Below are 24,217 nucleotides of genomic sequence, written 5' to 3'. Positions count from 1 at the left end.
CGGCATCCGCAACGTGTCGGACGTGGCGGGCGCGCTGAAGGAGGCGCGGCGTGCGCTGAAGCCCGGCGGCCGCTTCATCTGTCTGGAGTTTTCGCGCCCCACGGCCGGCGCCCTGCGCAAGGCCTATGACGCCTGGTCCTTCCACGCCATTCCGCGCATCGGCGAATGGGTCGCCAAGGATCGCGACAGCTATCAGTATCTGGTCGAGAGCATCCGGCGCTTCCCCGATCAGGCCGCCTTCAAGCGGATGATCGAGGACGCCGGCTTCAGCCGCGTCAGCGTCACCAACCTGTCGGGCGGGATCGCGGCCATCCACCACGGGTGGGCGATCTGAGCCGGCTGTCCGTCAAGACCCCGCCGCCCGCGCCGACGCCGGAGCCCGTCCGCGATCCGCTGGGCGCGACGCTGCGCCTGATCGGCTGGGGCTGGGTGCTGGCGCGTCACGACGCCCTGATCCCGCGCGAGGTCAATCCCCTGCTGCCCGCCTGGACCCGGCCCTTCGCCCAACTGGTGCAGGCCTTCGCCAGCCGCAAGCACCGCGCCGGACGGCCCGGCCAGCGCGTCGGGCAGGCCTTCGAACATCTGGGCCCCGTGGCCATCAAGCTGGGCCAGGTGCTGGCGACGCGCGCCGACATCTTCGGCATCCAGTTCGCCCAGGACCTGGGCCGGCTGAAGGACAAGCTGCCGCCCTTCCCGCTGGAGGAGGCCCGCGCCGAGATCGAGCGCTCGCTGGGCCGCACCGTAGAGAGCCTGTTCATCGACCTGGGCCAGCCGGTCGCCGCCGCCTCTCTGGCCCAGGCCCATCCCGCCTGGCTGGCCGACGGCCGCAAGGTGGCGGTCAAGGTGCTGCGCCCCGGCGTCGAGCGCCGCGTGGCGCGCGGTCTGGATTCCATGCGTCTGGGCGCCAAGCTGGTCAACCGCTTCGTCGAGCCCGCCCGGCGGCTGGAGCCCCAGGCCTTCGTCGAGATCATCGCCCGCGCCCTGTCGCTGGAGCTGGACATGCGTCTGGAGGCCGCCGCAGCCTCCGAACTGGCCGAGGTCATGGCCAAGGACGGCTATATGTCCGCTCCCGCCATTGTCTGGGACGGGGTCGGCAAGCGGGTGCTGACGCTGGAGTGGGCCCCCGGCCTGCCCATGACCGACCCGGCGCTGGAGACCCTGCCCGGCCTCGACAAGGACGCCCTGGCCGACAAGGTGGTGCGCGCCTTCCTGATCCAGGCCCTGGACCACGGCGTCTTCCACGCCGACCTGCACGAGGGCAATCTGTTCGCCGACGCCCCGGCCCAGATCACGGCCATCGACTTCGGCATCGTCGGGCGCCTGGGTCCAGCCGAGCGCCGCTATCTGGCCGAGATCCTGTGGGGCTTCATCAGCCGCGACTACGACCGCATCAGCCGGGTCCATTTCGAGGCGGGCTACGTGCCGCCGCACCATTCGGTCGACACCTTCGCCCAGGCCCTGCGCGCGGTCGGCGAGCCGGTCATCGGCCGGCAGGCCAGCCAGGTGTCGATGGGCCGCCTGCTGGGCCAGCTGTTCGAGATCACCGCCCTGTTCGACATGCACATGCGGCCCGAACTGGTGCTGCTGCAAAAGACCATGGTCTCGGTCGAGGGCGTGGCCCGCCGCCTCAACCCTGACCACGACCTGTGGGAGGCGGCCAAGCCCGTGGTCGAGCGCTGGATCAAGCGCGAGCTAGGTCCGCAGGCCCAGATCAAGGAAACGGTCGAAGAGGCGGTCGCCGCCCTCAAGGCCCTGTCGCGACTGGTGCAGAACCCGCCGTCGTCTCAGACGTTGGTGATCGAGAAGGCCGGAACCCGGCCCTGGGTGGTCGCCGCCGTCACCGTCGCCGTCTGTGCGTCGGTCGCCGCCTTGGTCCTGACACTCTGGCCGATGATCGTCGCCTGACGTTTCTTCGGAGCCTGCCCGCATGAAGACCCCGATCCTCGCCGCCGCCGTCATGAGCGCGAGCCTGATCGCCCTGCCGGGCGCGGCGCAGACGGCCGCCGCGACCCTGCCCGACGCCTTCGGCGGGCCGAGCCCGGCGCCGACGGCGTCGGCCGCCGTCCCGGCGGCGGTCGCGCCCGACATCGCCCGTTCCGAACAGGCGCTGCGCGCCGTGATCGCCTCGCTCCAGTCCGAAGCGATCGATTATTCGGTGTTCAGCCCCAACCTGGCCGAGCAGATCCGCAGCCGGGCCGCCGTGTTCGCGCCGCGCGTCCGGCAACTGGGCCCGGTGCTGGCCATGGAATACCGGGGTCAGAACGACGGCGCCGAACTGTTCCGCGTGGTGTTCGAGAAACAGGCCACCGACTGGGTCATCGCCTTCGACGGCGAAAACCAGATCAACGCCCTGCTCTATCGCCCGGCGCGCGGCGACTGAAACTCAATCCAGCGACGGCTTGCCGCGCCCGCTCTTGATCGTCGAGCGGGTGGACTTCGACTTGAGACGGCGCTCCTTGGAGGCCCGCGTCGGACGGGTGGGCACGCGATAGACCGGCTTGATCGAGGCCTCGGCCACCATCTCCTCCAGTCGCGCGACGGCGTCGGCCTTGTTGCGCTCCTGGGTGCGGAAGCGGACGGCGGTGATCAGGATGACTCCCTCCAGCGTCAGCCGACTGCCCGCCAGCTTCATCAGCCGCGCCTTGACCGGCTCGGTCAGGCTGGGCGAGTTCCTGACGTCGAAGCGCATCTGCACGGCGGTCGAGACCTTGTTGACGTTCTGCCCGCCCGGACCGCCCGCGCGGAAGAAACGGAACTCCAGCTCGTCCTCGGGAATGCGGCTCACCGGCTGATCTTCCGTGCACGGACGACCGCCGTGTCCAGGGCCTGAAGGAAGCGCGAGCGGTCGGCGTTCGAGAAGGGCGGCGGGCCGCTGGTGGCCACGCCCATCGATCGCAGGTGCTCGCCCACCATGCGTCCGGCCAGGGCCGAGCCGATGGAATCGGGCGTAAACGGTTGGCCGTTCGACTTCAGCGCCTGGGCGCCGGATTTCAGGCAGCGGTCGGCCAGGGGAATGTCGGCGGTGATGACGATGTCGCCGGTCGCCGCCCGTTCGGCGATCCAGTCGTCAGCCACGTCAGGCCCGGCGTCGACCACCACCTGTTCGATCAGCGGCTCGCGCGGGACGTTGATCCAGGCGTTGGACACCACGAAGACCTTGAGCCCGTAGCGGCGGGCCACGCGATAGACCTCCTCCTTCACGGGGCAGGCGTCGGCGTCGATGTAGAGGGTGGCGGCCATGACGTCCTTCTATCCGGCCTGAGCCGCATACGAAAAGGGCGCCGGTCCTGCGACCGACGCCCTCAACGTCATTCGACCTGCGCCTTACTGCGGATAGGCCGCCGGCATGGCCCCTTCGCCGCCGGTGCGGTAGCGGTCGCGCAGCAGGAGGTTGCGGGCCTGGAGCGGCTGCTCCACCCCGTCGATGAAGACGGCCGAGGGCTGGCTCAGCGGCTCCAGCGGGTCGCCGGACCAGACCACGACGTCGCCCGCCGCGCCGGGCTTCAACTCGCCGAACTGGCCGTCGAAGCCGAAGATGCGGGCCGGGTTGGCCGTGATCGCCTGGATGGCCGCAGCAAAGGGCAGGCCGTGCGAGACGGCGTTGCCGGCGTTGTAGCGGATGTCGCGGGCCCGGTGGGTCGAGCCCTCGTTGCCCTTGATGGCGATGACCACGCCCGCCGCGTTCAGCGCCGCCGCGTTCTGCATCCGCGCCGCCCGCATCTCGAAATTGCCGGGCAGGTTGGTGATCGGGTGCAGCAGGACCGGGACCTTGGCGGCCGCGATCTCGTCAGCGACCAGCCAGCCCTCGGCGGCGCCGTCGAGGATGACCTTGACGCCCTCCTCGCGGGCCAGACGCAGGACCTGCTGGATGTCCGAGGCGCGGTTGACGCTGACGATCAGCGGCATGGCGCCGTTGGCCACCGGGATCAGGGCCTCCAGATCGGCGCGCGACAGCGACAGGTCGCGCAGCGCCGCCCGGTCATAGGCGGCCTTGTTGCGGGCGTAGAGGCGGACCTCGGCCAGGGTCTCCTTGAACAGGACGAACTCGGCCCCGCGCGCGCCGCCGGCCACGCCCTTTCCGGCCTCGCCGAAGGGGGCGACCATGGCCACGCGCGGCTTCACCAGAATGTCGGCGCCGCCCAGCTTGATCACCGCCGCCTGACCGGCGAACAGGCCCGGCGTCTGGAAGCCGCCCGCGCCGGCCCCGGCGAAGTCGCTGTCGTCATGGCTGTGGCCGCCGCCCGAGCCCGCGTGCTGGGGCGTGACCACCGCGCGGGTGACGCCGCCGAGGCGAGCCACCGGCAGGGTGAAGGACCAGGGGTCCAGACCATAGGACAGGTCGAAGGCGGCGCTGAGGGTGTTGGCGCTGTTCGACAGGTCGTTGGAGCCGCGCACCGAGCCGACTTCCGAACCGCCGAGGCCGGAGTCCACGGCGACAAAGCCGGGGGTCACGACCTTGCCGCGCGCGTCGATGGTTCGCAGTCCGGCGGGGGCCGCGCCGGTCCCGACCGAGACGACCCGGCCGTTACGCACGACGACGGTGCCGTTCTCGATCACCGAGGTTCCGGTCAGGACTCGGCCGCCGGTGATGGCGACATCCTGGGCCGCTGCGGGACCGACGAGGGCGAGCGCCGCGACAGCGCCCGCGAGGAGGGTTTGGATACGCATGGTTCAGCGAGCTCCCTGGGCGACGCCGGCGGCGGACTGGCCGAAGCCGGGCTGACCCAGTTCGAAATCGGATACGGGCTGGTAGGCGGGATTGGCGCGGTCATAGGCCAGGCCGCCGTCGATGAAGACCTGATCGGCGCGGGCGTAGACCGAGAAGGGATCCGCGCTCCAGATCACCACGTCGGCGCGCTTGCCGGGCTCCAACGAGCCGGTCTCCTTGTCGATGCCGATGGATTTGGCGGCGTTCAGGGTGATCCAGCTGATGGCGTGCTCTTCAGAGACATTCATCCCGGCGCGGCGGCCGGCCGACAGGGCGGCGGCGGCTTCCTGGTTCAAACGCTGGGTCAGTTCCGCGTCGTCGGAGTGTATGACGGCGCACGAGCCCTCGGGCGCGTCGGTCAGGGCGGCGTTTTCCTCGATGCCGTCCAGGGCCTCCATCTTGAAGCCCCACCAGCCGGTCCACATGGCGGCGCAGACGCCTTCACGGGCCAGCAAGGGCGCGATCTTGTAGGCCTCGACCGCGTGGTGGAAGGTCGTGACCTTGTAGCCGAACTCCTTGGCCACATCGAGCATGACCGCCATCTCGTCGGCGCGGTAGCAGTGGTTCTGGACCAGGATCGAGCCGACCAGCACGCCCGCCAGGGTCTCAAGCTGCAGGTTGCGGGTCGGGGGCGCGCCCTGCCCCGTCTCGCGCCATTTGTCCCACTTGTCCTTGTAGTCGCGGGCGGCGATGAAGGCGGCGCGATAGCCGGCGACATTGCCCATGCCGGTGGCCGGCGAGGTGTTGCGGCCGCCGTAGACGCGGCTGGGGTTCTCGCCGCAGGCCATCTTCAGGCCGTAGGGGGCGTTCGGGAACTTCATGCCCTGCATGGTGACGGACGGGACGTTGCGCACCGTCACGCCGCGCCCGCCGAACAGGTTGGCTGAGCCGGGCAGGATCTGGAGCGTGGTGACGCCGCCGGCGCGGGCGGTGTTGAAGCCGGGGTCCTGGGGCCAGATCGAATGTTCGGCCCAGACCTGGGCCGTGTTCGGATTGGTCGCCTCGTTGCCGTCGCTCATGCCCATGACGCCGGGCGAGGGATAGACGCCGAGGTGGCTGTGGATGTCGATAATGCCCGGCGTGACGAAGCGGCCGCGCGCGTCGACCACCTTGTGGCCGGCCGGGACCGGGGTGTCGACGCCGCCGACGGCGGCGATGCGGCCGTCGGTGACGATCACCACGCCGCCTTCGATCTTCTGACCCGCGCCGGTCAGGACCGTGGCCCCGACCAGGGCCAGGTTCTCGCGCGGCAGGCCGCGATAGGTCGAGGGATAGGGGTCCGCATTGGCCCAGCCGTCCAGGCCCGGGGCCATGGTGCGGTCCTTGGACGCGGGCGCGGCCGAGGCGGTCTCGGCCTTGGGCGCGGCGTCGCCGGTCGTGGCGCAGGCCGACAGGGCCAGGGCGCCGAGCGCGCAGGTGAGGACAGCGAGGCTTGGGCCCCGCAAGCGGTTAAGCGACATGAGCGAGATCCCCCTCGCGCCCGCATACAGCGGGCAAACAATGGGACCGCATACAAAGGAGCTTCAGCCTCGCCGTAAAGGGGAAATGTCAGGCACCGGACAAGCGGTCGCGGGCCTCGTCGTCGCTCAGCCCCTCGACCTCGATCATCTTCAGCCGCGACTGGCCGCCGCGCGCCAGGGTCACGGCGCGCTTGGGCACCTTCAGCGCCTTGGCCAGAAAGGCGGTCAGGGCGGCGTTGGCCTCGCCCTCGACCGGCTGGGCGCGCACGCGGACCTTGAGCACCGGACGCCCGTCGGGGTCCACGTCCCAGCCGTCGATGCGGTCGGCGGCGGCGCGGGGGGTCAGCTTGATGGCGATGCGGGCGGTCATGCCCCTATGTCCGTCATCCCGGCCCAGCGGCGCAAGCCGCGCTTCATCCTCCCCTGCGAAGCGGGGGAGGATAAAAGAAAACGCGCCGGACGGTCTCCCGTCCGGCGCGCTTCATGTTCAGCGTGAAGGCTGCCCTTAGCCCAGGGCGGCCATCAGCTCCGGCACGGCGGTCTTGTAGTCGGCGACCAGGCCGTAGTCGGCGACCTGGAAGATCGGGGCGTCGGCGTCCTTGTTGATGGCGACGATCACCTTGGAGTCCTTCATCCCGGCCAGGTGCTGGATGGCGCCCGAGATGCCGATGGCGAGGTAGAGGGCCGGGGCCACGACCTTGCCGGTCTGGCCGACCTGATAGTCGTTGGGGGCGTAGCCTGCGTCGACCGCGGCGCGCGAGGCGCCGATGGCGGCGCCCAGCTTGTCGGCCAGGGGCTCCATGACGGCGTGGAATTCCTCGGCCGAACCGAGGGCGCGGCCGCCCGAGACGATGATCTTGGCGGCGCCCAGTTCGGGGCGGTCCGACTTGACCATTTCCTCGGAAACGAAGGCGGTCCTGGGCGCGTCGCCGGCGGCGACGCTCTCGACCGAGGCCGAGCCGCCTTCGGCGGCGGCGGCGAAGGCCGTCGGACGCACCGTGATGACCTTCTTGGCGTCGGCCGACTGGACGGTCTCCAGGGCGTTGCCGGCGTAGATCGGGCGCACGAAACTATCAGACGACAGGACCTCGACGATGTCCGAGATCGGCGCGACGTCCAGCTTGGCGGCGATGCGCGGCGCGAAATTCTTGCCGTCGGTGTTGGCCGGGGTCAGGATGGCGTCGTAGTTCGCCGCCAGCGGCAGGACGGTGGCCTCGACGGCCTCGGCCAGGCCGTGAGCGACGGCGTCGCCCTCGGCCAGCAGGACCTTGCGCACGCCCGAGATCTTGGCGGCGGCGTCGGCCACGCCCTTGGCGTCCTTGCCGAGGACCAGAACATCCACGTCCGGCGACAGGGCCAGAGCCGCCGTCACGGTCTTGTGGGTGGTGTCGCGAACAGCCGAGCCGTCGTGGTCGGCGATGACGAGAACGGCCATTTACAGGACCCCCGCGGACTTGAGCTTGGAAACCAGTTCGGCCGCGTCGGCGACCTTGACGCCCGCCGAACGCTTCGGCGGCTCCGTCACCTTCAGGACCTTGAGACGATCCGCGACATCGACGCCGTAGTCGGCGACCGCCTTGACCGCGATCTCCTTCTTCTTGGCCTTCATGATGTTGGGCAGCGAGGCGTAGCGCGGGGTGTTCAGGCGCAGGTCGACCGAGACCACGGCGGGCAGGGCCGCCGAGACGGTCTGCAGACCGCCGTCGACTTCACGCGTCACCACGGCCTTGCCGTCTTCGATCGCCAGCTTGCCGGCGAAGGTGGCTTGCGGCCAGTCCAGCAGGGCGGCCAGCATCTGACCGACCGCGTTATTGTCGCCGTCGATCGACTGCTTGCCCAGCAGGACCAGATCCGGCTTCTCTTCGTCCACGACCGCCTTCAGCAGCTTGGCGACGGCCAGCGGCTCCAGGTCGGCGTCGGACTGGATCAGGACGCCGCGGTCGGCGCCCATCGCCAGGGCCGTACGCAGGGTTTCCTGGGCCTGGGTCACGCCGATGGAGACGACGACGATTTCCGTCGCCGTGCCTGCGGCATGGTGGTCCTTGCCTTCCTTCAGGCGCACGGCCTCTTCGACGGCGATCTCGTCGAAGGGGTTCATGCTCATCTTGACGTTGGCCAGGTCGACGCCGGTCTGGTCCGCCTTGACGCGGGCCTTGACGTTGGAGTCGATCACCCGTTTCACCGGGACGAGTACCTTCATGAGCCTATCCACTTGGTCATCGAAATATGGCTCGAGGGATTGGACCGGGGAAACCGGCCTGTCAACGTAACGCTACGTGAACTGCGGCCCTGTCGCGGGCGCATTTTTCATCTATGAGACCTGCATGAAACGCTTTCTGACGATCCGCCGCCTCAGCGTCCTGTTCTTCAGCATCTTCGGCCTGATGGTCGCGGGCATCTTCGTGTTCCAGCGTTACTGGATGGAGCCGGGCGAACGCTGCGAGGCCCAGGGCAAATGGTACGACATCGAAAGCCGCATCTGCGCCCAGCCGATCTCAATCGCCGAGATCACCGGCCGCCCCATCGGCGTCACCCGCGCCCAGGCCTCGGCCGAAAAGAACAAGGAGCTGGTCGTCATCGAGGATCAGTTGAACGCCGAGAAGCGCGCTCGCGCCGCCGCGACCGAGGCGGAACGCAAGCGGGTCGCGGCCCTGCAGCAATAGGGGTTTTTCGCCCTAACGCGCTGCGCGCTGCTTGAGGGCGGTCAGCGCGTCGCGCCGGGCTTCCACAGGATGTCGGCGGCGCCGTTGGCGTTGGCGCGGCGGGCGGCGACGAACAGGTGGTCGGACAGGCGGTTCAGGTAGCGGACCGCCTCAAGGTTCACCTGCTCGCCCGATTCCATCAGACGGATGGCGTCGCGCTCGGCCCGTCGGCAGACGGTCCGGGCCAGATGCAGGTGGGCCGACAGGGGCGAACCGCCGGACAGGATGAAGCTGTCGAGCGGCTTCAGGCTCTCGTTCATCCAGTCGATTTCGGTTTCGATGCGCGCGACCTGCGAGGCGACAATGCGCAGCGCCTCCCATTTCGGGGCCGGCTCCAGCGGGGTGGCCAGGTCGGCGCCGAGGTCGAACAGCTCGTTCTGGATGCGGCCCAGCATGGCGTCGATGCGGTCGTTCTGGCCGCTGTTGAGGCGAGCCAGGCCGATGACGGCGTTCAGTTCGTCCACCGCGCCGTAAGCCTCGACCCGCAGATCGGTCTTGGACACAGGCGCGCCCGAAGCCAGTCGGGTCTGACCGCCGTCGCCGGTGCGGGTGTAGATCTTGTTCAGCGTGACCATGACTTCAGCCCCCCTCTTCGGCTCAACCGCCGTGCGTGGCTTTCCACCACATCCCGCCGATCAGCAACAGGACCGCCGTCGCCTGCAGGATGATGCGCAACCGCATCAGCTTGTTCGAGTTGGAACGGGCGAAGTCGCCGCCGCGATACAGGGTGTAGACCCCGAAGCCGAGGGTGATGGCCACGGCCGCGATGGCGATCAGGATCAGGATGTCGAAGATTTCCATGACCGCCTTCTAGGCTCGCCGCTCCGGTCGCGCCAGCACCGTCGCATCAACTCGCAATTGCGACCTATTCGCACACCCCGGTTGTCACGTCGCCGCCCTTGCTGTTGAGAGGCGCTCGCAAATCAACCGGGACTGTTCATGTCTTCCTTCACCGTCTCTCGCCGCTCGACCCTTCTGGCCGCCTCCGCCCTGGCCGTTCTCGCCACGGGTCAGGCCGCGACGGCCGAGGAGGTGGACGACGAGCAGGGCCGGACGACGACCCAGGTCGCCGACGTCGTCGTCACCGCCTCGGGCTTCGAACAGCGCATCACCCAGGCCCCGGCCTCGATCAGCGTCGTGCCGCGCCAGGACATCGAGGAGATGCGCGCTGTGTCCATCGCCGAGATCCTGACCCATATCGAGGGCGTCGATGTCGGCGCGGCGGTCGGCAAAACCGGCGGTCAGACCATCAACATCCGCGGCATGGGCTCGGACTACACCCTGATCCTGATCGACGGCCGCCGCCAGAACACCGCCGGCAGCGTGACGCCCAACGGCTTCGGCGAGACCTCCAGCAGCTTCATGCCGCCGGTCTCGGCCATCGAGCGCATCGAGATCGTGCGCGGCCCCGTCTCGACCCTTTATGGGTCCGACGCCATGGGCGGGGTGGTCAACATCATCACCCGCAAGGTCGGCGACGTCTGGGGCGGCTCGGCCTCGGCCAACTACACCCTGCAGGGCGACGACGAGTTCGGCGACCTCTGGGGCGGGGACTTCTACGCCAACGGCCCGCTGGTGAAGGACCTGATGGGTCTGGCGGTGCGCGGCTCCTATTCGACGCGCGAACAATCCAGCCTGACGTTCGAAAACGTCGGCGGCGTCGAGACCCCCGTCACCGGCTTCGGCCGCAGCTCGACCGAGAATGAGATCTGGACTCTGGGCGGCCGGCTGACCCTGACGCCGCACGCCGACCACGACCTGTGGCTGGACGTCGACGTCTCGCGTCAGTGGTACGACAACGCCAAGGGCCAGATGGGCACCAACACCACCGCCGGCGGCTATGGCGACGCCCTGGAGTTCAACCGCGACCAGGTCGCCCTGGCCCACAACTGGCGCCTGCCGTTCGGCGTGCTGGAATCCAACCTGTCCTACGGCAAGACCGAAACCATCGGCCGCATCATCCCCAACGGCGTCGCCGGCGCCGGCGGCGTGCGCGCCCTGGAGTCGGACAACACCATCTTCGACACCAAGCTGTTCTCGCAGTGGCGCAACCACAGCTTCACCGTCGGCGGCCAGTATTGGGACGCCCAGATGGTCGACGGCGTGGCCCCGACGACCTTCGAGCACACCCAGTGGGCCCTGTTCGCCGAGGACGAGTGGCGCTTCACCGACAGCCTCGCCCTGACGCTGGGCGCACGCCACGACGACCATTCCAAATTCGGCTCGCACTTCAGCCCGCGCGCCTATCTGGTGTGGAACGCCAACGACCAGTGGACCCTCAAGGGCGGCGTCAGCCAGGGCTTCAAGACCCCGCGCCTGGAGCAGCTGGCCGAGGGCATCAACGGCTTCGGCGCTCAGGGTCGCCTGCCTCTGCTGGGCTCGCCGGGCCTGAAACCCGAGACCTCGACCTCGAGCGAGATCGCGGTCTTCTACGACAACGGCTCGACCTTCCGCGCCAATGTCACCGTCTTCAACAACGTGTTCCAGGACAAGATCGCGGCCGGAACCCCGGTCGTGAACTGCACCTTCGGCCTGACGCGGGCGCAATACGACGCCGGGACCTACAACAAGACCGGCTGCACCGACGTCGGCTACTGGGCCGCCTACGCGACCTTCGGCCAGCAGGTGAACGTGGATGAGGCCGTCACGCGCGGGCTCGAGGCGGCGGCGCGCTGGCGCTTCGCCCCCGACTGGACCCTGTCGGGCAACTACACCTACACCGACAGCGAGCAGAAGTCGGGCGCGGCCGAGGGCCTGCCCCTGACCGACACGCCCGAGCACATGGTCAACGCCAGCCTGCGCTGGAACGCCACGGACAGGATGAATCTGTGGCTGCGCGGCGAGTATCGCTCGGAGCGTTTCCGCGGCCTGGGCGCGGCCCGCGACGCCTGGGGCGACTACAAGGCCTATGAGCTGTTCCACCTGGGCGGATCCTACGACGTGAGCGAACGCGTCACCATCCACGCCGCCGTCTACAACCTGTTCAACAAGGACTTCGTCAGCTTGAAACCCTATGGCGCGCCGGTCGCCTATGCGCCGGAGTACGCCAACAACCAGGAGCCGCGTCGTCTGTGGGTGTCGGTGACGACCACCTTCTGATCCGCTTTTCCTTCTTCGTTTCCTCCCCAACTCAGGGCCGCCTCTTGCCAGGCGGCCCTCTTTCTTTGCCAGCTAAGCCGTTAGTCATCTTTGACTGGCAGTCTGGGCGCCATGACTGATCGCGCCATTCGAAACCTCGAGCATCTGCGCCGCACCGCCTCGACGGCGCGGGTGCTGAACCTGCTCAAGGTCTATGACGAGCACGGCGAGACCGACGACTGGGCCGAGCGCCCCATGTTCCGCACCCCGGCGCTGAACACCTGCCTGATCATCAAGCACCGGCTGCGCCGCAACGAGACTGACGCCTTTCCCGGCCGCCGTCAGGTGGCGACCAAGATCGTCGTGCCCATCGACAGCACCGACCTGAAGACCGGCGGCCGCTTCGTCTTCGTCAACCAGATCGGTTTCGAGCGGGCCATGCAGGAAGCCTTCGGCATCGCCCCCGACCACCCCGACCTGCGGACCCTGCGGCTGATGGACCAGCTGCCGTCGCTGGACCCCTTCCTGCTGCGCGAGCAGCTGCGGCGCGGCGAGGTCGATGCGGCCCCCTGCTATTTCGCGCTCAGCGAGGCCGACCTGGAGCGGATGCTGGCCTTCGTCCAGAGCGAGATCGAGCCTCTGGTGACGCTCAGCATGGGCGGCGGGGTGGCGGCGGTCGGCTCGACCGCGCGCATGGCGTCGAAGATCCTGTCCAACGCGCCCGGCGACCGGCTGGAGGCCCTGCGCGCCACCCTGCGACTGGAGCCGGAGCAGTATCAGGAGGGCGTCTTCTGCTGGAAGGGCTTCCTCTACTACAAGTGGTCGCTGGCCAGCCTGATGAACGACATCGTCGACGTCGCCGACGAGGTGGGCGCGGTCAAGCCGGTCGGTCCCAGCGACCGCGCCGCCAAGGAATACATCGAGCGCGGGCGCGGCGTCCTGCGCGGCCGGATCATGAAGACCTGCGAGGACGTCAGCCGCACCCTGCGCTATTACGACGACGCCTATGCGGGGCTGACCCGCGAGGGCAATCCCATCGCCTTCCGCGACTTCCTGCTGGAAGCGCCGACCCTGTTCGCGCGGCTGGGCGACCAGTTGGGCGCGGTGCAGCACATCGTCAGCTTCTGGCGCTTCCGCTTCGGCCCCAAGGCGCCGCCGGTCGGGGTCGATGAGCTGATCGACATCTTCATGGACTTCGAAACCGGCCTGATGGGCCGCGAAACCGACGCCTACGACCCCCGCGACGCGGCCTGAGGCCAGCCTGCCCGCAAAGAAAAACCCCGCGCCGTCGCCGGCGCGGGGTTTCTGCATTCAGGCCCTGGACAGGTCTTAGTAGCGGTAGTGCTCCGGCTTGAAGGGGCCTTCGACCGGCACCGAGATGTAGTCGGCCTGGGCCTTGGTCAGCTGGGTCAGCTTGGCGCCCAGCTTGGCCAGGTGGAGGAAGGCGACCTTCTCGTCCAGGTGCTTGGGCAGGGTGTAGACCTTGTTCTCGTAGGCCGAGACATTGGTCCACAGCTCGATCTGGGCCAGGGTCTGGTTGGTGAACGAGGCCGACATCACGAAGGACGGGTGGCCCGTGGCGTTGCCCAGGTTCACCAGGCGGCCTTCCGACAGCAGGATGATCTTCTTGCCGTCCGGGAACTCCACGTGGTGGACCTGATCCTTGATCTTGTCCCACTTGAAGTTCTTCAGGCCCGCGACCTGAATTTCCGAGTCGAAGTGGCCGATGTTGCAGACGATGGCGTTGTTCTTCATCCGGCGCATGTGGTCGACGGTGATGACGTCCTTGTTGCCGGTCGTCGTCACATAGATGTCGGCGCGGTCGGCGACGTCGTCCAGGGTCTGGACCTCATAGCCTTCCATCGCGGCCTGCAGAGCGCAGATGGGGTCGATCTCGGTGACGATGACGCGGGCGCCGCCGTTGCGCAGCGAAGCGGCCGAACCCTTGCCCACGTCGCCGTAGCCGCAGACCACGGCGACCTTGCCCGACAGCATGACGTCGGTGCCGCGACGGATGGCGTCGACCAGGCTCTCACGGCAGCCGTACAGGTTGTCGAACTTGGACTTGGTGACGCTGTCGTTGACGTTGATGGCGGGGAAGGGCAGCTCGCCGCGCTCGGCCATCTGATACAGGCGGTGAACGCCCGTGGTGGTCTCTTCCGACACGCCGCCGATGGCGTCGCGGATGGCCGAGTAGAAGCCGGGCTTCTCGGCGATGTAGCGCTTCATGACGGAGAAGAGGGCTTCTTCCTCCTCGTTCTGCGGGTTCGACAGGACCGAGATGTCCTTCTCGGCCTTCGGGCCGAGCACGCACAGCAGGGTGGCGTCGCCGCCGTCGTCGAGGATCAGGTTCGGATAACCGCCGTCGGCCCATTCGAAGATCTTGTGGGCGTAGTCCCAGTACTCGACCAGGGTCTCGCCCTTGGTGGCGAAGACCGGGGTGCCGGCGGCGGCGATGGCGGCGGCGGCATGGTCCTGGGTCGAGAAGATGTTGCACGAGGCCCAGCGCACTTCGGCGCCCAGGGCTTCCAGCGTCTGGATCAGAACGGCCGTCTGGATGGTCATGTGCAGGCTGCCGGCGATGCGGGCGCCCTTCAGCGGCTGGGCCGCGCCGTATTCCTCGCGCAGCGCCATCAGGCCCGGCATTTCGGTTTCGGCGATGGCGATTTCCTTGTTGCCGAAATCGGCCAGGGAAATGTCGCGAACGATATAGTCGGTCATGCAGGAGTTCTCGCGGCGGGGATTTTCAAGGCGCCGCTATAGCGCGCCCGGCCGAGCGGGGCAATCAACCCATAAGGATAGCTTTATATGACGGCTCGATCCGCGCCGCTCGCGCCGCCTACGGGATTCTACGCAGACCGCTTTTAAGGAGCGCAATACCCCTAAGGTTCAAAGGGATAAGCAGACGCGCTCCCCTGCGTCGGCGTTGCGTAGAAGAAAACTCGAACATGGCGGGCGAAGACATCGAACATCGCATGAAATTCATGAGCCTGGGGCCGGCGTCCGCCGGCTACCGCGCCATGGGACCCTTGCTGCGTCAGGCGACCCCCGTCGCCCTGGCCGCCTTCTATGACCGGGTTCGCGCCGAGCCGACCACCCGCCGCTTCTTCCGCGACGAGACCCATATCAGCGCCGCCAGCAAGGCGCAGGAGCGCCACTGGGACGCCATCATCGACGGTCGCGCCGACGAGGACTACGCCAAGTCCGTGCGCACCATCGGCCACGTCCACGCCCGCATCGGGCTGGAGCCGCGCTGGTACATCGGCGGCTACAGCGTCATCCTGGCCCATCTGACCCGGACCATCGCCGAACGCCCCCGGAAATTCTGGGCCAACAAGCGCGAGCATGACCGCGTCACCGCCGAGGCCATCGCCGAGCTGACCCAGCGCGTCATGCTGGACATGGACCTGGCCATCTCCATCTACCTCGACGTGCTGCAGGAGCAGCGCGACAAGGTCCAGGCCGCCCACGACGAGGCCGAGGCGCGTCAGACCGAGGTCGTCCGCGCCCTGGGCGCCGCCCTGCACGACCTGGCCGAGAACGACCTGTCGACCACCATTCCGGGCGTCTTCCCCGAGCAGTACCGCAGCCTGCAGAACGACTTCCACGCCGCCACCCGCGCCCTGCGCACCGCCGTGCGCGCCGTGGCCGACAGCGTCGAAAGCCTGAGCGCCGGCTCGAACCAGCTGGCCACCGCCTCGGAAGACCTGGCCAGCCGCACCGAGCGTCAGGCCGCCAACCTGGAGCGCACGGTCAACGAGGCCGACGCCATCGCCCGCGCCGTGGCCTCGACCGCCGACAACGCCCGCCAGACCGCCGAGGCCCTGGCCGCGGCCCGCGTCGACGTCGAGGCAAGCAGCCAGGTGGTCGGCGAGGCGGTTTCCGCCATCCACGCCATCGCCGAGTCCTCGACCGGCATCGCCCGCTTCACCAGCCTGATCGACGAGATCGCCTTCCAGACCAACCTGCTGGCCCTGAACGCCGGGGTCGAAGCCGCCCGCGCCGGCGACGCCGGCCGCGGCTTCGCCGTGGTGGCCCAGGAAGTCCGCGCCCTGGCGCAACGCTCGTCCGAAGCCTCGGGCGAGATCCGCAGCCTGATCTCGACCTCCTCGGCCCAGGTGGCGCGCGGCGTCGATCTGGTCGAACGCACCGGCGAGGCGCTGGAGCGGATCGGCGGTCGCGTGGTGGCCATCGACGGCCTGGCCGGCGGCATCGCCGGCTCGGCCCAGGAACAGGCGGAAGGGTTGGCCCGCGTCCGCCGCACCATGGGCGAGATGGACGACATCACCCAGCAGAACGCGGCCATGACCGAAGAAGCCACCGCCGCCGCCCGCCAGCTGGCCAACGAGGCGGTCAGCCTGAACCAGCAGGTGGCTCGCTTCCGCCTGGATCGCGGCGGCGCCGCCCCGCACCTGCGCGCGGTGAGCTGAACGGCGGCGTTTACGGACTGGCGCCCGGCGCCGGACACGGCTTAACTCCCCCCGAGTTCGAGGGGGAGTTTCGACCATGAAGACCATGCTGACCGGCGCCGTCTGCGCCCTGGCGCTTACCGCAGCCCTGGCGGCGGCCCTGCCCGCGGCCGCGCAAGCCGCAGCACAGGCCGCCGCGCCCGCGCCCATGCTTGCACCAGGCGCCGTGACCCTGATCCAGGCCGGTCGGCTGCTGGACCATCCCGGCCGGGCGCCGCGCGGGCCCTCGACCCTGGTGGTGCGCGACGGGAAGGTGGTCGAGGTCCGCGACGGCTTCGTCAACGCCTCAAGCTATCCCGGCGCGACCGTGGTCGATCAGCGCGACCGCTTCGTCCTTCCCGGCCTGATCGACAGCCATGTGCACCTGGTGTCGGACGTGGCCGGTCAGGCGGGCTTCCTGTCCGGCGTCACCGACAGTCTGCCGGTCCACGCCTACAGCGCCGCCATGAATGCGCGAAAGACCCTGATGGCCGGTTTCACCACCGTCCGTAACCTGGGCGACAGCGGCGGCGTCACCCTGGCCCTGCGCCAGGAGACGGCGGCGCACCGCCTGCCCGGACCGCGCATCATCGACGCCGGGAACAGCATCTCGACCACCTCGGGCCATATGGACGGGCGGCTCGGCTTCAACGACGACCTGCGCGAGCACGTGGCTCACGACAATGTCTGCGACGGAGTGGACGGCTGCCGCGAAGCCGTGCGGCTGCAGGTCGGACGCGGCGCGGACGTCATCAAGATCGCCACCACCGGCGGGGTCAACAGCCGCATCGGCGCCGGCCTGGGCGCCCAGATGTTCGAGGACGAGGCCAAGGCCCTGATCGACACGGCCCACCTCTACGGCAAGAAGGTCGCGGTCCACGCCCACGGCGTCGAGGGCATCAACCTGGCTCTGCGCATGGGCGCCGACTCGATCGAGCACGGCACCATTTTCGACGACGAGACCCTGCAACTGCTGCGCCGCACCCGCGCCTATTACGTGCCGACCCTGTCGGTGGTGAACGGCTACACCGAGCGGCTGGCCGCCGACCCCGAGGCCTATCCGCCCGAGGTCCTGCCCAAGATCCGCTGGCGCATCCAGATCACCGGCCAGTCGCTGCAGCGCGCCGTGCCTGCCGGAGTGCGCATCGCCTTCGGCACCGACGCAGGCGTGTCCAAGCACGGCCGCAACGCCGACGAGTTCGAGCTGATGGTCAGGAACGGCATGACCCCGGCGACCGCCATCGAGGCCGCCACCGTCAACGCCGCCGACCTGCTGGGCCTGTCCGAGGAAGTCGGCGTGCTGGAGCCGGGCAAGCGGGCCGACGTCATCGCCGTGGCGGGCGATCCGCTGAGCGACGTGACCACGCTGAAAACCGTAGCCTTCGTCATGCGCGACGGCCGCATCTACAAGGACGAACGCTGAGCGAGAGAACGGCGGCGCGTCAGTTCCGGCTTGGCCGCGCCGCCGCGCGCGGTTAAGCCGTCGTCCCATGGCTGACGACGCATCGATCCGACCCGCCCGCGATCTCTCGATCCCCCGGCACGACTGGACGCTGGAGGAGGTCGAGGCCCTGTTCGCCCGCCCCTTCATGGAGCTGGTGTTCGAGGCCGCAAGCGTGCACCGCGCCACCTTCGACCCCAGCGAGGTGCAGAAGTCGCAGCTGCTGTCGGTCAAGACCGGCGGCTGCGCCGAGAACTGCGGCTACTGCTCGCAGTCGGCCAGCTTCAAGACCGGGCTCAAGGCCGAGAAGCTGATGGAGCCGAGCGCCGTCATCGCCGAGGCCATGGCGGCCAAGGCGGGCGGGGCCAGCCGCTTCTGCATGGGCGCCGCCTGGCGCGAGCTGAAGGACCGCGACACGCCCAAGCTGGCGGCCATGATCTCGGGCGTGAAGGCCCTGGGTCTGGAGACCTGCGCCACCCTGGGGATGCTGAACGCCGACCAGGCCAAACAGCTCAAGGACGCGGGCCTGGACTACTACAACCACAACCTCGACACCGGGCCTGAGTATTACGCCGAGGTGGTGACGACCCGCTCCTATCAGGACCGGCTGGAGACCCTGCAGCACGTCCGCGACGCGGGCATGAGCACCTGCTGCGGCGGCATCGTCGGCATGGGCGAGAAGCGCCGCGACCGCGCCGGCCTGCTGCACGCCCTGGCCACCCTGCCCGTCCACCCCGACAGCCTGCCGGTCAACGCCCTGGTCCCCGTCGGCGGGACGCCCCTGGGCGAGCGGGTGCTGAAGGAGGGCGAGATCGACCCGATCGAGTTCGTCCGCACCGTGGCCGTCGCGCGTCTGGTCTGCCCCAAGTCGATGGTTCGCCTGTCGGCGGGGCGCGAAGGCATGACGCCGGAAATGCAGGCCCTGTGCTTTATGGCCGGCGCCAACTCCATCTTCGTCGGCGGCAAGCTCCTGACCACGCCCAACCCGGAAGAGGACGACGACGCCCGGCTGTTCGCCCTGCTGGACCTCAAGCCCATGCCGCTGAGGGTCGAAGCGCGGGGCTGAGGCCAAGCGTCGCCCGCGTCGGATTACCGCGATTTCATTGGCGCGCAGCCTTGCTCAACGGCAAAGCGTGGCCATGAATTCCAAGCTCGACTTGCCTGCGACGGATTTCCGGCGGCCCTTTCAGGGATGGCTGGCGTTCGATATTCGAACCGGGTTGATCCTTCTGGCCCTGTTCAGCGTGTCGCGCTTCGCCCTCGTCATGCTGGCGAACGTCACCGGCGACTATGGCCTCGTGTCGGTCTTCTTCGTCGTCATGGCGTTGACGCCGCTGGTCCTGCTGACCCGATCGGGACGGGCGCGGATCGGCCTGAACTGGCGCCCGCGTCTCGCGGGAGCGGGGCTGGGGGTGCTTCTGGGCGCGGGCTGCTGCGTCGTCCTGATCGCCACCGCCGGTCTGTTCTTCGGCTCCGGCGACGACAACGCCTTCGTCTATGTCGCGGGCACCTATGCCGCCCTGCCGGACCAGATGGGCGGCACGCTGCGGCTGATCATGTTCGCCGTCTTCGCCCTGATCGGCATGAGCTTCAGTCCGATCGGCGAGGAGTTGTTCTACCGCGGCCTGATCCATGAATCGTTTGTCGCCCGTCTGGGAGAAAATCGCGCCGCCTGCGTCGACGCCGCCGCCTTCGCGGTCGTCCATCTGGCCCATTTCGGGCTGGTGTGGCGTGGCGCGGGCTGGGTGCTGCTTCCGCTGCCGGCCCTGTGGTGGCTGTGCGGCATGTTCGCGACCGCCCTGGCCTTCACCTGGGCGAGGCGCGCGAGCGGCTCGGTCCTGGGGGCCGTCGCCGCCCACGCCGCGTTCAACCTGATGATGACCGCATGGATCTTCTACGGGCTGAGGGTCTAGCCCAGCCTCAAGGCGGCGCTTCTACCGCCCCGGGCGGCGCGTCATGGCCGAGGCCGGGGCCAGTTGCAGGCCGCGCGCTTCGAGCCCGGCCGACCAGCGGGCGGCGGCTTCGACGGTGACGGGGTAGGAGAAGCCGGTTCCGAGCGCCGCGCCGCGCGTCTTGGCGGCGGCTTCCAGGGCGTTGAGCTGGCCCATGATGGCGGCGGGGTTCTGGGTCTCGTCGATGACGCGGTCGGCGCTGGCGCGGGCGAAGGCGCCGGGCTTGCGGCGCATGGAGCCGTCGTCGAGGAAGGCCACGCCGCGCTGACGCAGCACGCCCAGCATGGCGCCCATGCCCTCGTCCGAGGTCGCGAAGCGGTCGCCCAGATAATTGGTCACGCCGAAATAGCCGGTGGCGCGGCCCAGCAGCCAGTCCAGCTTGGCCTCAACGTCGTCGGCGCCGCCGCTGGACAGCAGGGTGTAGGGGCCGGGGTCGTTATCGGGATAGCCGGTCGGCTCCATCGGCAGTTCGATCATCACCTCGTGGCCCTGGGCGCGAGCCAGGTCGATCCAGGCCTGCAGGCCCTCGGCGTAGGGGACGAAGCTGAGCGTCACCTCGGCGGGCAGGCGTTCGATGGCGGCGCGGGTGGTGACGGCGTTCAGACCCAGCCCGCCGACGACCAGCGACACCATGGGCTTGCCGTTCGAGCGGAAGGGGCGGGCGTAGGCCTGGGCAGGGACACGACCGTCGGGCGCGATGCGCGGCAGGGGGCCGTTGGGGCCGGGCTGGAACAGGCCGGCGATCGGGGCCTTGGGCAGGGGGTTGGAGGGCGCGCGCACCGGGGCGGAAACGGCCGAGCCGCCGGCCACGCTGGCGCCGTCCGGCAGGGTGATCAGGGCCTCGTTTCCGGCCGCGCCGCTGGGGTCCAGCAGGGCCGGATCGACGCCGGCCAGGTCCTGATAGAGATCCAGCCCGCTCATGCCGAAGGCGTCGGCGCCGGTCGGCGCGGGATCGACGGCGGCGGCCGGACGTTGCAGCGCCACCCGTGCCGAGGGCGCCCCCGCGCGCGGATCCCCCAGGACGGCGACGAACAGGGCCCCGGCGGCCAAGACGAAGACGCCCGCCGCGCCCACGGCGACCGGCGGCTTCTTCAGCGTCGCCATGACGGCGTCGAGGCTCAGGCGCGGCCGGGCTTCCGGCGGCGCGCCGGCGGCGGCGGCGAGAGCGGACTGGCGCTTGGCGAACATGGACAGGGCGGCGCTCGAACGACAGGGGCGGGACTGGAGAACCGCACGGCGCGGCTCCCCTCAATCCTCACTTATCCCCAGCGCCGGTTAAGAAACCCTAACGCAGCGTTCACCACGTTGGCGAAGAACGGTCAGTCCTTCTTCGGCTCATTGCCCGGCGTGATTTCGGGACCACGCGTCGGGCGGTCGGACAGCGCGCCCGTGTCCGCCTCGGCGGTCTCGATCGGCTTGGCGTTCGGATCGGTGATGACGACATTGGCGGGGGCCGCGGCCAGCCTGGTCAGGTCGCCGCCCGCGCGCAGCACGTCCAGGGCGCGCTGCAGCTGATAGTCCTTGGTCTTGTCGAAGTCCGCGCCCGGCGCCTCGTGCGGAGTGTGCGGCCCCTTGCGCTCGGCGCCGATGGAGGCGTCCAGGGCCGTGGCGTAGGCGGCCTCGGAATAGATGAAGCTGGAGCGCGAGACGATGCGCGCCTCGGCCTCGGAACGCGCCACCTCCAGATCCGGCTCGATCCCGATCTTCTGGATCGAGCGGCCCGACGGCGTGTAGTAGCGCGCCGTGGTGATCGACAGGGCGCCGTCGGCGCCGCCGCGCAGGGGGATGACCGTCTGCACCGAGCCCTTGCCGAAGCTGGTCAGACCCACGACCGTGGCCCGCTCCTGATCCTTCAGGGCGCCGGCGACGATTTCCGAGGCCGAGGCCGAGCCGTAGTTGATCAGGACGACGACCGGCAGCCCGCCGCTCAGGTCGCCCGGCTTGGCGGCGTAGCGTTCGATGTCGTCCGGCTTGCGCCCGCGCTGGCTGACGATCTCGCCGCGCTCCAGGAAGGCGTCGGAGACGTCGATGGCGGCGGTCAGCAGACCCCCGCCGTTGTTGCGCAGATCCAGCACATAACCCTTGATGCCCGGCTTCTCGCGCTTCAGGCGCTCGATGGTCTCGGTCAGCTCGCGGCCGGTGTTCTCGTTGAAGGTCGAGATGCGCAGGTAGCCGAAGTCGCCTTCCAGACGGCCGGTGACGGATTCGACCTTGATGACCTCGCGTGTCAGGACCACTTCGCGCGGCTCCTCCCCGTCGCGCAGGAAGGTGACGGTGACGCTGGCGCCGATGGGGCCGCGCAGCTTCTCGGACACTTCGGACACGGTCAGGCCGGCGGCGTTCTGGCCGTCGATGGCGCTAATGACGTCGCCCGCCTGAACCCCCGCGCGGCCCGCGGGGCTGTCGTCCATCGGCGAGATGACCTTCACCAGCCCGCCCTCGGCGGTGATGGTCAGCCCGACGCCGGAGTATTCGCCCGTGGTGCGTTCGCGCAGGTCGCTGAAACCCTTGGGCGGCAGATAGTTGGAGTGCGGATCCAGCGCCGTCATCATGCCCGACAGCGCCGCCTCGATCAGCTTCTTGTTGTCGACCGGCACCACATAGGCCTGTTCGACGATGCCCAGCACGTCGCCGAACATCTGCAACATGCGGAAGGTCTCGTTGCGCGGGGTCTGGCTGGCGACGGCCGCCGCCGATCCGCCCAGGGCCAGGGCGGCGCAACCGATGAGAAGCAGCTTACGCATTCGGTGTCTTTCCATCGGACCCGCGCGGGCTCCGGTCTTCCAGGGAGGCGCAGGCGTTCACACGCCAGCGTCAGATCAGCCGATACAATCAGCCTCGACGCGGATTTGAAAGGACTTTCGCGCGGAGACGCGGCCTATGACAGCCCTATTGCAGCCAGGGCGCGGGGTCGATGGGGCGCTCGTCGCGGCGCAGCTCGAAATAGGCCTCGCCGTCCTCGCCCGTGCGGCCCAGAGCCTGGCCGTCGGCGACGCGCTGGCCGGTGTCCACCGACAGCTGGTCCAGCCCCGCCACGACGACGCGCCAGCCGGGTCCGAGATCCAGAATGACCACCTCGCCCCATTCCTTCAGCGGCCCGGCGTAGGCCACGCGGGCGGCGGCGGGGGCGGCGATGACCTCGTGGCTTGAGCGCCAGCGCCAGCCGCTGGAGCCGCCGCCGAAACGCTGTGACGGCGCGCCCTGGACCGGGGCGGTCAGGCGGCTGCGCCCGGCGGGCAGACGGGCGGCGGGGGCCTCGACGGCCGCCTCGGCGATGATCGGGGTCTGGCCGCCCAGTTCGCGGATGCGGGCCTCCAGCGACCGGGTGGCGCGCTCGGCGCGGGCGGCCTCGGCCCGCAGCACGGCGCGCAGGGCCGTCTTGCGGGCGGACAGGCTTTCGATCTCGGCGCGGCGGTCGCCCTGGGCGCTCTCTACGGTGAACAGGCGTTCGCTGGACAGGGCGGCCAGACGGCGGATGCGGATGACCTCGGCCTGACGCTCGACCAGGGTTTTCGCCCGCGCCTGAAGCTCAGGCGTCATGGCCCGGATCAGGATGGAGGCGCGCACCGTGTCCACCGCCTTGTCCGCCGGCACCAGCAGCGGCGGCGGCGGCTTGCGGCTCATCATCTGCAGGGCCGAGAGCAGACGCCCCTGCCCGGCCCGCTCGCGCGACAGGGCGCCGACCAGGGCGGCCTCCCGGTCGCCCAGTTCCTTGAGGCGGGCGCGCTGGGATTCCAGTTGCACGTCGTCCTCGGCCTCGGCCAATCGCAGGGCAGCCAGTTGACGATCCAGTTCGACCACCTCGTCCCCGGCGGCGGCGGCCTCGGCGCGCAGGCGTCGGGCGCGCGCGGTCTCGTCGCGGTATTCGGCCTGCAGTCGGGTCAGTTCAGGATTGAGCGCGGCGGCGCGCTGGCTGGACGCCGGACCCGCCAGCATCAGCGCCAGCCCCGTCGCCAGCAGCAAAAGCCCCGCCTCCCGGCGCATCAGTCGCGGTGATAGGGCGAGCCGGACAGGATGGTCACGGCGCGATAGATCTGCTCGGCCAGCATGGCGCGGGCGAGGGCGTGAGGCCAGGTCTGCGGCCCGAAGGCCAGGGTCGAGCGGGCGGCGCGGCGCACGCTCTCGTCCAGACCATCCGCCCCGCCGATGGCGAAGACCAGCCGCCGCTCGCCCTGATCGCGCAGGGTGGCCACGTGGTCGGCGAAGGCGCGGGAAGAGTAGGTCTTGCCACGCTCGTCGCAGGCGATCAGGTGCGCCCCCTCGGCGGCGGCCAGGATCAGCTCGCCCTCGGGAAGCTTGCCCGATTTGCGGGGTTCGAGATCCACAAGCTCCAACGGCCCCAGCCCCAGCGGCCGACCCGCCAGGGTCGCCCGCCGGGCGTAGTCGTCGGCCAGGGCGGCCTCGGGACCGCGGCCCGGCTTGCCGATG

The 24,217-nt window shown here is 69.5% G+C and carries 24 protein-coding genes; 10 read left to right on the top strand and 14 right to left on the bottom strand.

The window, feature by feature from the left end:
* The 3 genes from VGE49_RS06280 to VGE49_RS06270 form a co-directional block, all read left to right on the top strand.
* On the top strand, positions 1-334 hold a 334-nt coding region (locus VGE49_RS06280; protein ID WP_331033705.1), incomplete at its 5' end, for a class I SAM-dependent methyltransferase.
* Complete coding sequence (gene ubiB / locus VGE49_RS06275) at positions 322-1,905, top strand: 2-polyprenylphenol 6-hydroxylase (protein ID WP_331033704.1); 1,584 nt, start codon at positions 322-324, stop codon at positions 1,903-1,905. The genes VGE49_RS06280 and ubiB, both read left to right, overlap by 13 nt.
* A 22-nt stretch (positions 1,906-1,927) precedes the next feature.
* Positions 1,928-2,380 carry a hypothetical protein gene (locus VGE49_RS06270; RefSeq protein ID WP_331033703.1) on the top strand — a complete coding sequence of 151 codons (453 nt, stop codon included), beginning with the start codon at positions 1,928-1,930 and terminating at the stop codon, positions 2,378-2,380.
* Between the two features lie 3 nt (positions 2,381-2,383).
* On the opposite strand, the gene arfB is transcribed toward VGE49_RS06270, so the two are convergent.
* The 7 genes from arfB to VGE49_RS06235 all read right to left on the bottom strand — a co-directional run bounded on the left by arfB (position 2,384) and on the right by VGE49_RS06235 (position 8,368).
* Entirely contained in the window at positions 2,384-2,785 is a 402-nt protein-coding gene (arfB, locus tag VGE49_RS06265) for an alternative ribosome rescue aminoacyl-tRNA hydrolase ArfB (protein ID WP_331033702.1), read from the bottom strand.
* The gene (locus VGE49_RS06260) at positions 2,782-3,240 is read right to left on the bottom strand and encodes a YaiI/YqxD family protein (protein ID WP_331033701.1); all 459 of its coding nucleotides are present in this window, start codon (positions 3,238-3,240) and stop codon (positions 2,782-2,784) included. The genes arfB and VGE49_RS06260 overlap by 4 nt, the downstream gene beginning before the upstream one ends.
* Positions 3,241-3,324: 84 nt before the next feature.
* The gene (locus VGE49_RS06255) at positions 3,325-4,668 is read right to left on the bottom strand and encodes an amidohydrolase family protein (RefSeq protein ID WP_331033700.1); all 1,344 of its coding nucleotides are present in this window, start codon (positions 4,666-4,668) and stop codon (positions 3,325-3,327) included.
* 3 nt (positions 4,669-4,671) lie between these two features.
* Entirely contained in the window at positions 4,672-6,168 is a 1,497-nt protein-coding gene (locus VGE49_RS06250) for an amidohydrolase (protein WP_331033699.1), read from the bottom strand.
* Between the two features lie 88 nt (positions 6,169-6,256).
* Positions 6,257-6,538: a DUF167 domain-containing protein gene (locus tag VGE49_RS06245; RefSeq protein WP_331033698.1), complete on the bottom strand. Its 282-nt coding sequence runs from the start codon at positions 6,536-6,538 to the stop codon at positions 6,257-6,259.
* A 135-nt stretch (positions 6,539-6,673) separates the two neighbouring features.
* Positions 6,674-7,603: an electron transfer flavoprotein subunit alpha/FixB family protein gene (locus VGE49_RS06240; protein WP_331033697.1), complete on the bottom strand. Its 930-nt coding sequence runs from the start codon at positions 7,601-7,603 to the stop codon at positions 6,674-6,676.
* Complete coding sequence (locus VGE49_RS06235) at positions 7,604-8,368, bottom strand: electron transfer flavoprotein subunit beta/FixA family protein (RefSeq protein WP_331033696.1); 765 nt, start codon at positions 8,366-8,368, stop codon at positions 7,604-7,606.
* Between the two features lie 124 nt (positions 8,369-8,492).
* Between VGE49_RS06235 and VGE49_RS06230 the strand changes: the two genes are divergently transcribed.
* Positions 8,493-8,831, top strand: coding sequence for a hypothetical protein (locus VGE49_RS06230; protein ID WP_331033695.1), 339 nt, complete (start codon positions 8,493-8,495; stop codon positions 8,829-8,831).
* A gap of 41 nt (positions 8,832-8,872) precedes the next feature.
* On the opposite strand, the gene VGE49_RS06225 is transcribed toward VGE49_RS06230, so the two are convergent.
* Both VGE49_RS06225 and VGE49_RS06220 read right to left on the bottom strand, forming a co-directional pair.
* Positions 8,873-9,445: a cob(I)yrinic acid a,c-diamide adenosyltransferase gene (locus tag VGE49_RS06225; protein ID WP_331033694.1), complete on the bottom strand. Its 573-nt coding sequence runs from the start codon at positions 9,443-9,445 to the stop codon at positions 8,873-8,875.
* A gap of 22 nt (positions 9,446-9,467) precedes the next feature.
* Entirely contained in the window at positions 9,468-9,671 is a 204-nt protein-coding gene (locus VGE49_RS06220) for a twin transmembrane helix small protein (RefSeq protein WP_331033693.1), read from the bottom strand.
* A 138-nt stretch (positions 9,672-9,809) separates the two neighbouring features.
* Between VGE49_RS06220 and VGE49_RS06215 the strand changes: the two genes are divergently transcribed.
* Together VGE49_RS06215 and VGE49_RS06210 are read left to right on the top strand one after the other, a co-directional pair.
* Positions 9,810-11,969 (top strand): TonB-dependent receptor domain-containing protein, encoded by a 2,160-nt coding sequence (locus VGE49_RS06215; RefSeq protein ID WP_331033692.1) that lies wholly within the window; start codon positions 9,810-9,812, stop codon positions 11,967-11,969.
* Positions 11,970-12,080: 111 nt separating this feature from the next.
* Positions 12,081-13,202 (top strand): hypothetical protein, encoded by a 1,122-nt coding sequence (locus VGE49_RS06210; protein ID WP_331033691.1) that lies wholly within the window; start codon positions 12,081-12,083, stop codon positions 13,200-13,202.
* A 75-nt stretch (positions 13,203-13,277) separates the two neighbouring features.
* Here the strand turns inward: VGE49_RS06210 and ahcY are convergent, their stop codons facing one another.
* Entirely contained in the window at positions 13,278-14,669 is a 1,392-nt protein-coding gene (ahcY, locus tag VGE49_RS06205) for an adenosylhomocysteinase (RefSeq protein ID WP_331033690.1), read from the bottom strand.
* 227 nt (positions 14,670-14,896) lie between these two features.
* On the opposite strand from ahcY, the gene VGE49_RS06200 reads away from it, so the two are divergent.
* From VGE49_RS06200 to VGE49_RS06185, 4 genes are all read left to right on the top strand, one after another.
* On the top strand, positions 14,897-16,378 hold the full coding sequence (locus VGE49_RS06200) for a globin-coupled sensor protein (RefSeq protein WP_331033689.1): 1,482 nt from the start codon (positions 14,897-14,899) through the stop codon (positions 16,376-16,378).
* Between the two features lie 76 nt (positions 16,379-16,454).
* Positions 16,455-17,819: an amidohydrolase family protein gene (locus VGE49_RS06195; protein ID WP_331033688.1), complete on the top strand. Its 1,365-nt coding sequence runs from the start codon at positions 16,455-16,457 to the stop codon at positions 17,817-17,819.
* 67 nt (positions 17,820-17,886) lie between these two features.
* The gene (gene bioB / locus VGE49_RS06190; protein ID WP_331033687.1) at positions 17,887-18,903 is read left to right on the top strand and encodes a biotin synthase BioB; all 1,017 of its coding nucleotides are present in this window, start codon (positions 17,887-17,889) and stop codon (positions 18,901-18,903) included.
* Between the two features lie 73 nt (positions 18,904-18,976).
* Positions 18,977-19,750 (top strand): CPBP family intramembrane glutamic endopeptidase, encoded by a 774-nt coding sequence (locus VGE49_RS06185; RefSeq protein WP_331033686.1) that lies wholly within the window; start codon positions 18,977-18,979, stop codon positions 19,748-19,750.
* A gap of 21 nt (positions 19,751-19,771) precedes the next feature.
* On the opposite strand, the gene VGE49_RS06180 is transcribed toward VGE49_RS06185, so the two are convergent.
* The 4 genes from VGE49_RS06180 to rlmH all read right to left on the bottom strand — a co-directional run bounded on the left by VGE49_RS06180 (position 19,772) and on the right by rlmH (position 24,216).
* Positions 19,772-20,977 (bottom strand): divergent polysaccharide deacetylase family protein, encoded by a 1,206-nt coding sequence (locus VGE49_RS06180; RefSeq protein WP_331033685.1) that lies wholly within the window; start codon positions 20,975-20,977, stop codon positions 19,772-19,774.
* Between the two features lie 131 nt (positions 20,978-21,108).
* Complete coding sequence (locus VGE49_RS06175; RefSeq protein ID WP_331033684.1) at positions 21,109-22,533, bottom strand: S41 family peptidase; 1,425 nt, start codon at positions 22,531-22,533, stop codon at positions 21,109-21,111.
* A 145-nt stretch (positions 22,534-22,678) separates the two neighbouring features.
* Entirely contained in the window at positions 22,679-23,773 is a 1,095-nt protein-coding gene (locus VGE49_RS06170) for a murein hydrolase activator EnvC family protein (protein ID WP_331033683.1), read from the bottom strand.
* A complete protein-coding gene (rlmH, locus tag VGE49_RS06165; protein WP_331033682.1) occupies positions 23,773-24,216 on the bottom strand; it encodes a 23S rRNA (pseudouridine(1915)-N(3))-methyltransferase RlmH in 444 nt (147 codons plus the stop codon). The genes VGE49_RS06170 and rlmH overlap by 1 nt, the downstream gene beginning before the upstream one ends.
* Position 24,217: the final 1 nt, after the last annotated feature.

This window comes from Brevundimonas sp. (assembly GCF_036405315.1).
Taxonomy (GTDB): Bacteria; Pseudomonadota; Alphaproteobacteria; order Caulobacterales; family Caulobacteraceae; genus Brevundimonas.
Note: the sequence above shows the minus strand (reverse complement) of the source record. Positions and strands in the feature narration are given on the sequence as shown.

Coding starts and splice junctions, on each gene's coding strand:
- VGE49_RS06270 (WP_331033703.1), top strand. CDS start 1,928: ATGAAGACCCCGATCCTCGCCGCCGCCGTCATGAGCGCGAGCCTGATC.
- VGE49_RS06260 (WP_331033701.1), bottom strand. CDS start 3,240: ATGGCCGCCACCCTCTACATCGACGCCGACGCCTGCCCCGTGAAGGAG.
- VGE49_RS06255 (WP_331033700.1), bottom strand. CDS start 4,668: ATGCGTATCCAAACCCTCCTCGCGGGCGCTGTCGCGGCGCTCGCCCTC.
- VGE49_RS06250 (WP_331033699.1), bottom strand. CDS start 6,168: ATGTCGCTTAACCGCTTGCGGGGCCCAAGCCTCGCTGTCCTCACCTGC.
- VGE49_RS06245 (WP_331033698.1), bottom strand. CDS start 6,538: ATGACCGCCCGCATCGCCATCAAGCTGACCCCCCGCGCCGCCGCCGAC.
- VGE49_RS06240 (WP_331033697.1), bottom strand. CDS start 7,603: ATGGCCGTTCTCGTCATCGCCGACCACGACGGCTCGGCTGTTCGCGAC.
- VGE49_RS06235 (WP_331033696.1), bottom strand. CDS start 8,368: ATGAAGGTACTCGTCCCGGTGAAACGGGTGATCGACTCCAACGTCAAG.
- VGE49_RS06230 (WP_331033695.1), top strand. CDS start 8,493: ATGAAACGCTTTCTGACGATCCGCCGCCTCAGCGTCCTGTTCTTCAGC.
- VGE49_RS06225 (WP_331033694.1), bottom strand. CDS start 9,445: ATGGTCACGCTGAACAAGATCTACACCCGCACCGGCGACGGCGGTCAG.
- VGE49_RS06220 (WP_331033693.1), bottom strand. CDS start 9,671: ATGGAAATCTTCGACATCCTGATCCTGATCGCCATCGCGGCCGTGGCC.
- VGE49_RS06215 (WP_331033692.1), top strand. CDS start 9,810: ATGTCTTCCTTCACCGTCTCTCGCCGCTCGACCCTTCTGGCCGCCTCC.
- VGE49_RS06210 (WP_331033691.1), top strand. CDS start 12,081: ATGACTGATCGCGCCATTCGAAACCTCGAGCATCTGCGCCGCACCGCC.
- ahcY (WP_331033690.1), bottom strand. CDS start 14,669: ATGACCGACTATATCGTTCGCGACATTTCCCTGGCCGATTTCGGCAAC.
- VGE49_RS06200 (WP_331033689.1), top strand. CDS start 14,897: ATGGCGGGCGAAGACATCGAACATCGCATGAAATTCATGAGCCTGGGG.
- VGE49_RS06195 (WP_331033688.1), top strand. CDS start 16,455: ATGAAGACCATGCTGACCGGCGCCGTCTGCGCCCTGGCGCTTACCGCA.
- bioB (WP_331033687.1), top strand. CDS start 17,887: ATGGCTGACGACGCATCGATCCGACCCGCCCGCGATCTCTCGATCCCC.
- VGE49_RS06185 (WP_331033686.1), top strand. CDS start 18,977: ATGAATTCCAAGCTCGACTTGCCTGCGACGGATTTCCGGCGGCCCTTT.
- VGE49_RS06180 (WP_331033685.1), bottom strand. CDS start 20,977: ATGTTCGCCAAGCGCCAGTCCGCTCTCGCCGCCGCCGCCGGCGCGCCG.
- VGE49_RS06175 (WP_331033684.1), bottom strand. CDS start 22,533: ATGCGTAAGCTGCTTCTCATCGGTTGCGCCGCCCTGGCCCTGGGCGGA.
- VGE49_RS06170 (WP_331033683.1), bottom strand. CDS start 23,773: ATGCGCCGGGAGGCGGGGCTTTTGCTGCTGGCGACGGGGCTGGCGCTG.